The organism is Chitinimonas sp. BJYL2, assembly GCF_027257935.1.
Classification (GTDB): domain Bacteria; phylum Pseudomonadota; class Gammaproteobacteria; order Burkholderiales; family Chitinimonadaceae; genus Chitinimonas.
In genome coordinates, this window is record NZ_JANZKW010000003.1 from 239,943 (window position 1) to 252,319 (window position 12,377).

Genomic DNA, 12,377 nt, shown 5'->3' on the forward strand with positions numbered 1-12,377 from the left:
ATGGCATTGGCACTGGGACTACGGCGGGGCGATCCATTCCGGCTGGGCAGCCACTGGGATGGTGGCGGCGTCAACTTTGCCGTCTATGCGCTCAATGCCGACAAAGTGGAGCTGTGCCTGTTCGATACCAGCGGCCATCGCGAACTGGCTCGCCTGGCGCTACCCGGCAACCATGCTGGCGTCTGGCATGGCTATCTGCCCGAGGCCGAGCCGGGCCTGATCTATGGCTACCGCGTCCACGGTCTGTGGGCGCCACAGCGCGGCCATCGCTACAACCCCGCCAAGCTCTTGCTCGACCCTTACGCCAAGCGCGTACATGGCCGCTACGACGGTAGCGAGCTGTATTGCGATCACCAGCCGGGCAACCCGGCTGGCCCCGATGCGCGCGACAATGCGGCCATCGCGATCAAATCGGTGGTCGATAGCCCCGTTTACGGCAGCTTTGCGTTTGACTGGCAGAACGACCATCGCCCGCTTGTGCCCTGGGAAAAGACGGTCATCTATGAGATGCACGTCAAGGGCTACAGCCAGTTGAACCCGGCGATACCGGAAAGCCTGCGTGGTACCTATGCCGGCCTCGCCCACCCAGCCAGCATTGCACACCTGCTAGCGCTGGGCGTGACCAGTGTCGAGTTGCTGCCCGTGGCTGCCTGTGCTGACGAAGGCCATTTGATCAGCCGGGGTCGCGTCAACTACTGGGGCTACAACCCGGTGGCGCTGATGGCGGTGGAGGAACGCTACGCCGCCAGCGACGATGCCCTGGGCGAATTCCGTACCATGGTGCGTGCACTGCATGCGGCGGGGATCGAGGTGCTGCTCGATGTGGTGTTCAACCATACGGCTGAAGGGGGCGTGGGTGGCCCGAGCTTCAATCTGCGCGGACTCGATAACCGCAGCTACTACCGGCTCGCGCCCGACGGGCATTGCGAGAACTGGACCGGCTGCGGCAATACGCTGAACCTCGGCGAGCCGCGTTGCCTGCAACTGGTGCTCGACAGCCTGCGTTTCTGGGCCGAGGAATGCCATGTCGATGGCTTCCGGTTTGACCTGGCCACCACGCTGGCCCGCAGCATGAACGGCGGTTTCGAACCCTGGTCCAGTTTTCTGGCTGCCGTGCAGGCCGACCCGGTACTGAACCGCCTCAAGCTGATCGCCGAACCCTGGGATATCGGCCCCGATGGCTACCGCGTGGGCGGCTTCCCGCCCGGCTGGGCTGAATGGAACGATCATTACCGCGATTGCATGCGCCGTTTCTGGTTGCATCACGCGGTGACACGCGGCGAATTTGCGCGCCGGCTCGCAGCCAGTTCCGACCTGTTCGAACGTCGTGGTCGCCAGCCTTGGGCCAGCATCAATTTCCTCACCGCGCACGACGGCTTCAATCTGCATGATCTGACTGCCTACAGCCACAAACACAACGAAGCCAACGGTGAAGACAACCGCGATGGCAACGACAATAACCACAGCTGGAATGGTGGCGCCGAAGGCCCCACGGACGATCCCGCCATCTTGCAGATACGCGGTCGTTTGCGTCGCGCCCTGCTGGCCACGCTGGTGTTCAGCCAGGGCACGCCCATGCTGTTGGCTGGCGATGAGATGAATCACACGCAGCAAGGCAACAACAATCCGTATTGCCAGGACGGTCCGATCACCTGGCTGGATTGGGCAGCGGCCGATGCCGAGCAGATCGCTTTTGTGAGCCAGTTGCTGCGCCTGCGCCGTGACCACCCCGCCTTGCGCTACGCACGCTGGTTCAGTGCCGAGGCCCACGGCGGCTACGAGCGGCCCGATGTGCTGTGGCGAAATGCCGAAGGCAAGCCGATGACGCCGGGCGAATGGGATGGCCGCGATCAGTTCAGCCTGCTGGTCGAGTTGGGCCCCGAGGGCGCATCCGAGCGTTGCGCACTGCTAATCAATGCCGAAGCCAGTACCACGCTGTTCACGCTGCGCCCGGGGCGCTGGTTGCGCCTTCTGGATACCGCTGACCCGACGGCGGGCGAGGCATTGTTCCAGCATCAGGTCCCGGTGGAGGCCAACTCGGTGTGGCTGCTGCGGCTGGATCAGGAAGCGCGGGTGACCTGGTGATTTCCTGTCGCAACTTGCTGCAAAGCAACAAGATCGCTACGCGCCTTGCCGGCAAGCGGCTAAGCTGCGGTTCTGTTCTTACCGTTTTACGAGACGACGCATGTCCCGCCTGATCATTCCCACCACGCCGTTTACCGACCAGAAGCCGGGTACCTCCGGCCTGCGCAAACGCGTAGGCATGTTCTGCCAGCCGCATTATCTGGAGAACTTCGTCCAGGCCATCTTTGCGGCGGTGCCGGCCTTGCAGGGCAATACGCTGGTGCTGGGCGGCGATGGCCGCTTCCATAACGAAGTGGCGCTGCAAACCATCCTGCGCATGGCGGCTGCCAATGGCGTGGCGCGCGTTATCGTCGCGCGTCATGGTTTGCTGTCCACGCCTGCGGCATCGCACCTGATCCGTCTGCATGGCGCAGCGGGTGGCATCATCCTGTCGGCGTCACACAACCCCGGCGGGCCTGATGGCGATTTCGGCATCAAGTTCAATGCGGCCAATGGTGGCCCCGCACCGGAGGCATTGACCGACGCCATGTACCGCGCTGCCTGCGCATTGCACGAGTATGCGATCAGCGATGCGGCGGATATCGACCTGAGCCAGCTGGGTAGCCACCATATCGAATCCACGCAGATCGAAGTGGTCGATCCGGTCGCCGACTACGCAACCTTGATGCAGCAGTTGTTCGACTTCGACGCGATCCGCGATTGGCTGCGCAGCGGTCACCGCGTTAGGTTGGATGCTCTGCATGCCGTAGGCGGTCCCTACGCCGTGCATCTGTTCGAAGACTTGCTGGGTGCACCACTGGGCAGCGTGCGCAATGCCGCACCGCAGCCCGATTTTGCCGGCGGCCACCCCGATCCGAACCCGGCCTCTTGCCCCGAAATGATCGCGCAGATGCTGCGCGACGACGCCCCCGATTTTGCGGCTGCGTTTGATGGCGATGCCGACCGCAATATGGTGCTGGGCCGCCATTGCGTGGTAACCCCTTCCGACAGTTTGGCCATCCTCGCCGCCAACGCGCGCCTGCTGCCCCAGTTTCGCGATGGTTTGCCCGGGGTGGCGAGGTCGATGCCGACATCACAGGCGGTGGATGCAGTTGCCCGTACCGAGGGGTTTGATTGGTACGAGACGCCCACGGGCTGGAAGTACTTCGGCAACCTGCTCGATGCTGGCCGCATTGCCCTGTGCGGTGAAGAAAGCTACGGCACCGGTGCCGCCCATGTGCGCGAGAAGGACGGTATCTGGGCCGCTCTGGCTTGGCTGAACCTGCTGGCTGCCAAGCGCCAGAGCGTGGCTGATATCGTCACCGCGCACTGGGCACGCTTTGGTCGCCATGCGTATTCGCGCCACGATTACGAAGGTCTGTCACTGGAACACGGCGACGCCATGTTGGCGCGCCTGCGCGGCCAGATTGCCACCTTGCCGGGCCAGCAACTGGGTGACTTGCGTGTGCAGGCTGCCGATGATTTTGCCTATACCGACCCGATGGACGGTAGCGTGAGCCAGCGCCAAGGCGTGCGCGTGCTGTTTGAAGGTGGTGCGCGCGCGGTTTTCCGGCTATCGGGCACGGGCACCGAGGGTGCAACTCTGCGTGTTTATCTGGAGCGCTATCTGGCCGATCCGGCACAGCATGGCCTGGCCACCCAGCAAGCCTTGGCACCTTTGGTTGCCGTGGCCGGTGAGCTGGCCGGTATCGCCGCGATCAGCGGTCGTACAGCGGCCGATGTAGTCACCTGAACATTCCCTCCGCCGCGCTCGCAGGCTAGGCTGAGGCACAAGGCAAGAAGAGGAGAGGCACGATGGATGATTTGATCATGGCGCGCCAGCTGCCCCGCCGCAGCATTGCGCTGGTGCTTGCCGGTGGTCGCGGCTCGCGGCTCAAGCAGCTGACGGATCGGCGTGCCAAGCCAGCGGTTTACTTTGGCGGCAAGTTCCGTATCGTGGATTTTGCGTTGTCGAACTGCCTTAACTCGGGCATCCGTCGTATCGGCGTCGTCACGCAGTACAAATCGCACTCGCTGTTACGCCATCTGCAACGCGGCTGGGCCATGTTCCGCTCCGAGATGGGCGAGTTCATCGATCTGCTGCCCGCGCAGCAGCGCGTGGATGAAGAAAGCTGGTATCGCGGTACGGCCGATGCGGTGTACCAGAACCTCGACATCGTGCGTGGCTACCGGCCTGAATACATCGTGATCCTCGCGGGTGACCATATCTACAAGATGGATTACGCACGCATGCTGCTCGATCATGTGCAATCGATGGCCGCCATCGGTGTGAAGGGTGGCGTAACGGTAGCCTGCATCGAAGTCCCGCTGGCCGAGGCCAGCGCCTTTGGCGTGATGGCCGTGGACAAGCAGCGCAAGATCGTCGAGTTCGTTGAAAAGCCACCCAAGCCGCCGGCCATGCCCGACAAGCCGGATACTGCGCTGGCCAGCATGGGTATTTATGTATTCGATGCCGACTACCTCTACGAGCTGCTGGAGGAGGACATACTTGATCCGGCCAGCGAACACGATTTCGGCAAGAACCTGATCCCCACGGCCGTCAAAGCCGGCAAGGCGATTGCGCATCCGTTCAGCATCTCGTGTGTGGCGAGCTACCCGCATGCGCAAGCTTACTGGCGCGATGTGGGCACCATCGATGCCTATTGGGCGGCCAATCTGGACCTCGCCTCGATCACCCCCGAGCTGGACCTGTACGACCGCAACTGGCCCGTGTGGACCTATCAGGAACAGCTGCCACCGGCCAAGTTCGTGCAGGACGCGGGCGGTGAGCACCGTGTGTTCAATACGCTGGTCTCGGGCGGCTGTATCGTTTCGGTGGCGCAGGTCACCAACTCGGTGCTGTTCAACAAGGTGCGCGTGTACCCGCACTGCCTGATTGACCAGGCGGTGTTGCTGCCCGATTGCGAGATCGGCGAGGGCGCTCGCCTGACCAAGGTGGTGGTGGACCGCGGCTGTAAGGTGCCAGCCGGCATGGTGGTGGGCGAGAACCCGGATGAAGATGCCAAACGCTACCATCGCAGCGAAGGCGGCGTAGTACTGATCACGCGCGACATGCTCGCCGCTTTGCAGGATTGATCGTGAGCCAATCCAGCCTGCGCGTGCTCCATGTGGCGGCCGAATGCCACCCGCTTCTCAAGACCGGCGGGCTGGCCGACGTGGTGGGTGCCTTGCCGCATGCACAGCGGCTGCTGGGCGCCGATGCACGCATCCTGCTGCCGGGTTTTCCGGCCATCCGTCAGGGACTGCCCGATGCACAGTCCGTGGCCGCATTGTTGCCACGTTTTGGCAGTGCGGGCGGCAAGTTGCTGGCCAGTACCTTGCCTGACGGTACGCCGGTCTATGTGATCGATGTGCCCGAAGCTTTCGATCGTAGCGGTAACCCTTATGCCGATGCCGCTGGCCAGCCCTATGCCGACAACGCCCGCCGTTTTGCCTGGCTAGGCTGGGTGGCGGCCCAGATGGCGCAGGGGGAACTGGGGCCATGGCAGCCCGCCATCGTGCATGCGCACGACTGGCACGCCGGCCTCGCGCCGGCCTATCTGGCCCATACCCCGATCAAGGGAAAACGTGCAGCAGGCAGTGTCTTCACCATACACAACCTCGCTTATCAGGGGGTGTTCCCGGCCAGCGAGTTTGCCGCGCTGGGCTTGCCGCCAGCCAGCTTCCATCTGGAGGGGCTGGAGTTCTATGGCCAGATCTCGCTGATCAAGGCCGGGCTGGCCTATTGTGATCGCATCACCACGGTCAGCCCCAGCTATGCGCGCGAAATTCTCCACGCCGAGCATGGTTGCGGACTGGATGGTCTGCTGCGTAAACGCGAGGCCGTGCTTTCCGGCATTCTCAATGGTGTGGACGAAACCCAGTGGGACCCAGCGCACGACCCCTGTCTGCCGGCGCATTTCGATGCGGCACATCCAGCAGGCAAAGCCCGTTGCAAGGCGGCCCTGCAGGAGAGCCTGGGGCTGACGGTTGATGCCGATGCGCTGCTGTTCGGCGTGGTCAGCCGCCTCACCGAGCAAAAAGGGCTGACGCTGGTTCTTGGTGGCGCTGACAAGTTGCTCCAGCAAGGTGGACAGCTGGTGGTGCTGGGCAATGGCGAACCCACGCTGGAGGCTGGCTTCCTGGCGCTTGCCGCGCAGTACCCCGGACGGGTGGCTTTGTGTACCGGCTTTGATGAGGTGCTGTCGCACCGTATCTTCGCCGGCTGCGAGGTGGTGCTGATCCCATCCCGCTTCGAGCCCTGCGGGCTCACCCAGATGTACGGCATGCGCTATGGGGCGCTGCCCCTGGTAAGGCGGACAGGCGGGCTGGCGGATACGGTGGTGGATTGCAGCATCGAGAATCTGGCCGACGAAACGGCAAGCGGCTTTGTGTTCGAGCGTTTCGAACAAGCCGATTTCGATGCCGCTGTGCGCCGCGCCTATACCCTCCATGCCACGCCTGCGCGTTGGCGCGCCGTCAGGCGCCATGCGATGAACCTGCACTTTGGCTGGTCCGGGCCTGCCGGGCGCTATCTGGCGCTGTATCAGTATCTGGCGACCGCCTGATCCCTAGCCAGACTGGGTGCTGGTGCCCAGCTCGTCGGCTGCGGCCACCCGGTTGCGGCCACCGTGTTTGGCCATGTACAGCGCCTGGTCTGCCATATTCAGGACGCCGTGCACCCGCTCCCCGTGGGCCGGGAAGGCCGCAATCCCCAGTGAGATGGTGATCTTGAGGGATTGGTCCCGATAGCGGATGCTGAACTGCTCGACGCTTTGCCGCAGCTGCTCGGCGCGCTGGCGTGTGGCGGCCAGATTGGCACCGTGAAGCAGCAGGACAAATTCTTCGCCACCGTAACGGCCGGCAATGTCCTCCTGCCGCTGGAAGCGCCGCAATAGCTCGGCAAAAGCACGCAGCACCATATCGCCGGCATCGTGACCGTGCTGGTCGTTGATGGCCTTGAAGTGATCGATGTCGATCATCATCACGCCGATCGAGCGTTGGTGACGCTTGGCACGGCGCTCGGTTTCTTCGAACAGTTCATCCAGATAGCGGCGGTTATACAAGCCGGTCAAGGGGTCGTGCGTGGCTTTGTCGAATAGCGCATCGCGTGTTTTCAGGCTGATCAATGCCAGCGCCGCCCGATTGGCAACGCCGTCGAGATAGGCGGGTTCATGCATGCTGCGCGGCTGGCGCAGGTGCAGCAGGCCTAGTGATTCGCCATTGCCGGTCAGTGGCAGGCAGACGTAATCGGTGTCTTCACTGACATGCTGACAACGCAGGCTGCGTTGCAGGTCATCAGCCGGGTGCAGGTGACCGCGGCGCAAACCCCAGCAGTGCACGGCGGGGAAATGGGCCTCGCGCTCGGGCAGATCCCCCCAGCTATGTTCCAGATTGATTTCACCGCTATCGGGATCGGTGAGGTAGAGGCCGCCGGCCGGTGCTTCCAGATAACCGGCCGAGAAATTGCACAGCACCTCGCTCAGTTCGCGTACCGACAGACAGCTTTGCATCAGTTCACCCAGCTTGTTGAGCTGGGCAATCTCGGAGGAACGCAGGGCCTGCTGCCGCAGGGCTTCCTCCAGCTGCCGGTTCACCACTTGCAGTTCGCTTTGCATGCGCTGTCGGCCCACGACCTCGGCCTGCATCCGACCGTTCGCCTCAGCCAGTTCGCGGGTACGCTCGGCCAGCTCGGCGGTGCGTTCCGCCACCTTGGTTTCCAGTGTGGCGTAGAGGCTGCGCAGCTGCTCCTCGCTGGCGCGCAAGGCGTCTTCCTGGGCCTGCCGTGCGGCGATCTCTTCGGAGAGTTGCTGGTTGGTCTCGTTGATTTGCGCAAGGCTGGGCAGGGCCAGCAACTGCGGGATGCTGCGCCAGAGCACGATGGCGGTGATGACCGATATGGCGGCGGTGCCGACTCGCGCCCAGGCGTCCAGCCAGAATATCGGCTGCCAGACCGCCAGGATGTCGAGGAAATGCGTGGTGCCACAGGCGAGGATGAAAGCGGCAAACAGGAAGGCCATGCGGTTGTAGCGCATGTCCGGTCGTCGTCGCGTCAGGACGACCAGGGCGGCAGGTATGCTGAAATAGGCCAGCCCGATCAGTGCATTGGCCGTGACGTAAGTCCACAGCAGCGGTGGTGACCAGGCAAAACAGTAGCCATGGGGAATGAAACCCTGGCTGATGAAGAACTGCGAGAGCGAGTCCAGCATGCCTTCCTCCGGATTGCATAGCGTGCGCCATTGCATGACGCTTTATCATTATTCCCTAATGCATAGAATGAACCGGCTTTGCGTCGTGCGCAAGTCGGTTTGCCGCCCCAATCGTTGCCCTCAGGCCGCCGGCCTGTGCCCGATCAATGCGGCATGGATTTCGTCAGCCTGCCAGTCCCGCCGGGTCAGCGCCGTCAGCACATGGTCGCGCCACGCGCCGTCGATCAGCAGGTAGTCAGGCGCGTAGCCCTCACGCACGAATCCCAGCTTGGCCAGTACACGGGCACTGCGTTCGTTGTCGGGTAGATGGTTGGCGCTGATGCGGTGGAGATGGTGATGCGTCCACACCCAGTCCAGCGCGACACCCAAGGCTTCGGTCATGAGTCCGCCTCCCCAGTAGCGCTGATCCAGCGAGTAGCCGAGCAGGGCGCTGTAAGCCGGGTAGCCCACGATGGCGGTGAAATTGATGACGCCAATCACCACATCCAAATCAATGGGGTAGAGGAACAGGCAGACGCTGCGGCCTTCTTCAAACTGACGCCGATTGGCCAGCACACGTGCCTGCCAGTAGGCCTCGGTATAGAAAGACTCGGGACGACGCGGTTCCAGTGGCGCAAGGACGGCGCGGTTGCTGCGGTAGTAAGCGGCGATGGCCGTCGCATCGGCAAGGCCCCCGAGGCGGATGACAAGCCGGTCGGTGCGCAGGTGTGGGGCAGGGTGGCCGGTCATGGGCGGTATCCGGTAAGCAGAATGCAAAACGGGCCGGCAAGGCCGACCCGTTCAGTATCGCAACAAAAAACGCGTTCAGCGCTTCATGTTGAGCTTGCTGGGTTGCGAGGCAAACCAGGCAGCCAGATTCTCGATATCGGCCTTGGACAGCGGCTGGGCCATGCCGGCCATGATGGCATTCTTGCGCTCGCCGGTCTTGTAGGCATTGAGCGAGTGGCGCAGGAAGTCAGCATGCTGACCGGCCAGAATCGGGTATTGCGGGTTGGTGCTGTTGCCATCCACATTGTGGCAGCTGGCACACAGTTGTTCGGACTTGGCCTTGCCGGCAGCCAGATCGGCAGCCTGGGCGGAAGCGCCTGCGAGGATCAGCGCGGCGAAAGCGATGCGAAATGCGTTCATTCGTCGTGCTCCTTATTGCTTGCCAGCGTAGTAGGCGGCCAGATCGGCGATGTCCTGTTCGGACAATTGCGCGGCGATGGCGGTCATGGTCGGGTGCTTGCGCGAACCCGTCTTGTAGCCTTGCAGCGCAGCGGCGATGTAGTCGGCATGCTGGCCACCGATCTTGGGTACGTTGTACACCGTCGGGTAGGCGGTCTTGTAGCCGGGAATACCGTGGCAGCCCAGGCACATCGAATTCTTCTTGGCACCTGCTTGTGCGTTGCCGGTGGCCGCTTGGGCAACACCGCCCAGGCCCAGCGCAAGCGCCAGACACAGCGCGGATGCAATTTGTTTGTTGTTCATTGTCAACTCCCAGTTTCCCTGTATCCGGCGGGTCTCGGCCGCTGGAATCGGCTGCATTGTAGCGGGGGTGTGGGCTTGCTGCCAGTCCGGCAGTCAAACCTCATCAGGCTTGGCTAATTTGCTTTATGATGATTCGTATTCACAGTCCAACCCTCTTCACCATGCAAACCGATCTGCCTCTGGGCCTGAACATCAGTGCGGTAGAACGCGAAACCGGGCTGACCAAGGAGTTGCTGCGCATCTGGGAGCGTCGCTACGGCTTTCCCCAGCCCGCCCGTGATGCCCAGGGCGACCGTGTCTACACGCCTGAGCAGGTAGACAAGCTGCGCCTGCTGCGCCGCTTGCTGGACCGGGGCATGCGCCCCAGCAAGATCGTGGGCAGCGAGACGGCAGAGCTGATGGCGCTGCTGGAGCGCATGGCCCAGACCCAGGAACCCAAGACGCCGAATACGGATGTCGATCCGCTGATCGATTGTCTGTCCCGTCGTGATCTCGGTGAGCTTCAGCGCTATCTGCAAGGTGAGCTGGTCGTGCGCGGCTTGCGCGATTTCGTCAGCGAGTTCATGCCCCGTGCCAATGTACGCGTGGGTGAGGCCTGGTTTGCGGGCGAAATCGGCGTGTGGCAGGAGCACTGCTACGTGGAACAGGTGTCGCAGACCGTGCGCATGGCCATGTTCACGTTGAGCCAGCCGCTGAATCCACCCAAGGTGCTACTGACCACGCCTGCCGGTGAACAGCACGGGCTGGGCTTGCTGATGGTGGAGGCCATGCTGCGCATGCAGGGCTGCCAGACCTGGTCGCTGGGGCTGTCATTGCCGCTGGACGATATTGTCGCGGCTTGTTGTGAGCTGGGTTGCGATGTGCTGGCGATGTCCTTGTCGTCAACCTATCCGCAGCGTGAGGCGTCCGACTTGCTGGCACAGCTGCGCCAGCGCTTGCCGGCAGGGGTATCGATCTGGCTGGGCGGGGCGGGTTCGCACAACTTCAAACGCTTGCCCGAAGGCATCGACCATCTCGGCCAGCTGGCCGATGTGATTCCTGCGGTGGGTGCCTGGCGCAAGGCACGCAAGCTCGATTAGGTCATCCGCTTATTCGGGTTCATGGGCGTCCTGCCGGTCGGGCAGGGCAACAGCGACCGGTCGCCTCACTTGCTTGTGCTGTTTCCAGGCGGGGGACAACAGGCGCATGCCGCGTACCCGCTTGATGCCTTCCAGGCAATACACGCCACCGGCAATCGGCAGCCAGCGAGCACTGGCGGTTTCCACCAGTCTGAGGCGCTCCCGCCAGTGGCTATGTTCAAAGGGCAGGGCATGGCAATCGAGCTTGCTCTGGCCGGCCTCGAAACCCAGCAGGGCCATCCAGTCCCGGATACGGTTCGGACTCAGGAAGTTGCCGCGCCAAGGATAGCCTTGCCGGCGCTTGGCCAGGCGGCATGCGCCCCAGACGCTCCAAGGATTGAAACCCGATAGCAGCAGCCGGCCCTCGGGCACGAGTACGCGTTCTGCCTCGCGGAGTACAGCATGCGGATCGGCGTGAAAATCCAGCGTGTGCGGTAGCAGCAGCAGATCGATGCTCGCAGCCGGAAAGGGCAACGCAGCCGGGTCGCACTGCAGGGCGCAGCTAGCCGAGGCGCCGACCTTGAGGCGGGTGGGCATGCGGTTGCTGGCCAGCAGATCGTGTCCGCATAGTTCGATCTGCACTGCGTAGTAGCCAAATACATCGGCCACGGCTTGATCAAAAAAAGCGTGTTCGCGCGCGATCAGGTACTCGCCCAGCGGACTGTTCAACCAGCCCGCGAAGCCCTTGGCGGCCATACCGGGATCGACCGGGTTGCCGGCATCTTGATTCGGAGTCTGCATAGTGACCATCCTGCCTGTTCCGATACTCGACGACAACTACGTCTGGCTGATGCACGACGGCATCCATGCGCTCGTGGTGGACCCCGGTGATGCCGCCCCGGTGAAGTCCGTCCTCGCGGCGCACGGCTTGACGCTCACGGCGATCCTGATCACCCATCATCACCGTGATCATATTGGTGGCGTGGCGGATCTGCAGGCGATCTGGTCGTGTCCGGTGTATGGCCCGCCCGGTATCGACGGGGTGTCGGTGCCGCGGGGCGACGGGGATCGGGTTGAGCTGGCTGCGCCGGCCTGCTGCTTTGAAGTCCTGGCGGTACCAGGCCACACCCTGGATCACCTTGCCTATTACGATGCCTCCCTGGCGATCCTGTTCTGTGGTGACACGTTGTTCGCCTGTGGCTGTGGTCGTCTGTTCGAGGGTACCCCGCAGCAGATGCAGACCTCGCTTGCCCGGCTGGCGGCCCTGCCGGCGCAGACGCAGGTGTACTGTACCCATGAATACACGCTGTCGAACCAGCGCTTTGCACTGGCCGTCGAACCGGATAATGCGACCTTGCAGGCCCGCCATCAGCGCGACTTGGGCCGCCGTCAGCGGGGGGAGGCCACTTTGCCCACCACGCTGGCCGAGGAGCTGGCCTGTAATCCCTTCCTCCGCTGGGCGGCGCCGGTGGTCAAAACACAAGCTGCGCGGCAGGGGGCGGAAGATGACAGCCCCGTGGCGGTTTTTGCGGCGATCAGGCGCTGGAAAGACCAGTTCAAGGCGTGAGCCGATAAT

11 protein-coding genes are annotated in these 12,377 nt (G+C 63.1%); 6 read left to right on the forward strand and 5 right to left on the reverse strand.

The window, feature by feature from the left end:
• The 4 genes from glgX to glgA all read left to right on the forward strand — a co-directional run bounded on the left by glgX (nt 1) and on the right by glgA (nt 6,632).
• Nucleotides 1-2,085 carry a glycogen debranching protein GlgX gene (gene glgX / locus O9X62_RS10980; RefSeq protein WP_269532900.1) on the forward strand — a complete coding sequence of 695 codons (2,085 nt, stop codon included), beginning with the start codon at nt 1-3 and terminating at the stop codon, nt 2,083-2,085.
• A 100-nt stretch (nt 2,086-2,185) separates the two neighbouring features.
• Complete coding sequence (locus tag O9X62_RS10985) at nt 2,186-3,817, forward strand: alpha-D-glucose phosphate-specific phosphoglucomutase (RefSeq protein ID WP_269532901.1); 1,632 nt, start codon at nt 2,186-2,188, stop codon at nt 3,815-3,817.
• A gap of 62 nt (nt 3,818-3,879) precedes the next feature.
• The gene (gene glgC / locus O9X62_RS10990) at nt 3,880-5,160 is read left to right on the forward strand and encodes a glucose-1-phosphate adenylyltransferase (RefSeq protein WP_269532902.1); all 1,281 of its coding nucleotides are present in this window, start codon (nt 3,880-3,882) and stop codon (nt 5,158-5,160) included.
• Between the two features lie 2 nt (nt 5,161-5,162).
• Nucleotides 5,163-6,632: a glycogen synthase GlgA gene (gene glgA / locus O9X62_RS10995; RefSeq protein ID WP_269532903.1), complete on the forward strand. Its 1,470-nt coding sequence runs from the start codon at nt 5,163-5,165 to the stop codon at nt 6,630-6,632.
• Between the two features lie 3 nt (nt 6,633-6,635).
• On the opposite strand, the gene O9X62_RS11000 is transcribed toward glgA, so the two are convergent.
• From O9X62_RS11000 to O9X62_RS11015, 4 genes are all read right to left on the reverse strand, one after another.
• Nucleotides 6,636-8,309: a diguanylate cyclase gene (locus tag O9X62_RS11000; RefSeq protein WP_269532904.1), complete on the reverse strand. Its 1,674-nt coding sequence runs from the start codon at nt 8,307-8,309 to the stop codon at nt 6,636-6,638.
• Between the two features lie 84 nt (nt 8,310-8,393).
• Nucleotides 8,394-9,002: a GNAT family N-acetyltransferase gene (locus O9X62_RS11005; RefSeq protein ID WP_269532905.1), complete on the reverse strand. Its 609-nt coding sequence runs from the start codon at nt 9,000-9,002 to the stop codon at nt 8,394-8,396.
• Nucleotides 9,003-9,077: 75 nt separating this feature from the next.
• Nucleotides 9,078-9,401, reverse strand: a complete 324-nt coding sequence (locus tag O9X62_RS11010) for a cytochrome c (RefSeq protein ID WP_269532906.1) — start codon at nt 9,399-9,401, stop codon at nt 9,078-9,080.
• A 12-nt stretch (nt 9,402-9,413) separates the two neighbouring features.
• Nucleotides 9,414-9,743: a cytochrome c gene (locus O9X62_RS11015; protein ID WP_269532907.1), complete on the reverse strand. Its 330-nt coding sequence runs from the start codon at nt 9,741-9,743 to the stop codon at nt 9,414-9,416.
• A 161-nt stretch (nt 9,744-9,904) separates the two neighbouring features.
• Between O9X62_RS11015 and O9X62_RS11020 the strand changes: the two genes are divergently transcribed.
• The gene (locus O9X62_RS11020; protein WP_269532908.1) at nt 9,905-10,822 is read left to right on the forward strand and encodes a MerR family transcriptional regulator; all 918 of its coding nucleotides are present in this window, start codon (nt 9,905-9,907) and stop codon (nt 10,820-10,822) included.
• A gap of 9 nt (nt 10,823-10,831) precedes the next feature.
• Here the strand turns inward: O9X62_RS11020 and O9X62_RS11025 are convergent, their stop codons facing one another.
• Nucleotides 10,832-11,602: a methyltransferase domain-containing protein gene (locus O9X62_RS11025; protein ID WP_269532909.1), complete on the reverse strand. Its 771-nt coding sequence runs from the start codon at nt 11,600-11,602 to the stop codon at nt 10,832-10,834.
• Between the two features lies 1 nt (nt 11,603).
• On the opposite strand from O9X62_RS11025, the gene gloB reads away from it, so the two are divergent.
• Nucleotides 11,604-12,368: a hydroxyacylglutathione hydrolase gene (gene gloB / locus O9X62_RS11030; protein WP_269532910.1), complete on the forward strand. Its 765-nt coding sequence runs from the start codon at nt 11,604-11,606 to the stop codon at nt 12,366-12,368.
• Nucleotides 12,369-12,377 lie beyond the last annotated feature (9 nt).

What these genes read in the sequence shown, in the direction of transcription:
- glgX (WP_269532900.1), top strand. Translation starts at nt 1, where the DNA reads ATGGCATTGGCACTGGGACTACGGCGGGGCGATCCATTCCGGCTGGGC.
- O9X62_RS10985 (WP_269532901.1), top strand. Translation starts at nt 2,186, where the DNA reads ATGTCCCGCCTGATCATTCCCACCACGCCGTTTACCGACCAGAAGCCG.
- glgC (WP_269532902.1), top strand. Translation starts at nt 3,880, where the DNA reads ATGGATGATTTGATCATGGCGCGCCAGCTGCCCCGCCGCAGCATTGCG.
- O9X62_RS11000 (WP_269532904.1), bottom strand. Translation starts at nt 8,309, where the DNA reads ATGCAATGGCGCACGCTATGCAATCCGGAGGAAGGCATGCTGGACTCG.
- O9X62_RS11005 (WP_269532905.1), bottom strand. Translation starts at nt 9,002, where the DNA reads ATGACCGGCCACCCTGCCCCACACCTGCGCACCGACCGGCTTGTCATC.
- O9X62_RS11010 (WP_269532906.1), bottom strand. Translation starts at nt 9,401, where the DNA reads ATGAACGCATTTCGCATCGCTTTCGCCGCGCTGATCCTCGCAGGCGCT.
- O9X62_RS11015 (WP_269532907.1), bottom strand. Translation starts at nt 9,743, where the DNA reads ATGAACAACAAACAAATTGCATCCGCGCTGTGTCTGGCGCTTGCGCTG.
- O9X62_RS11020 (WP_269532908.1), top strand. Translation starts at nt 9,905, where the DNA reads ATGCAAACCGATCTGCCTCTGGGCCTGAACATCAGTGCGGTAGAACGC.
- O9X62_RS11025 (WP_269532909.1), bottom strand. Translation starts at nt 11,602, where the DNA reads ATGCAGACTCCGAATCAAGATGCCGGCAACCCGGTCGATCCCGGTATG.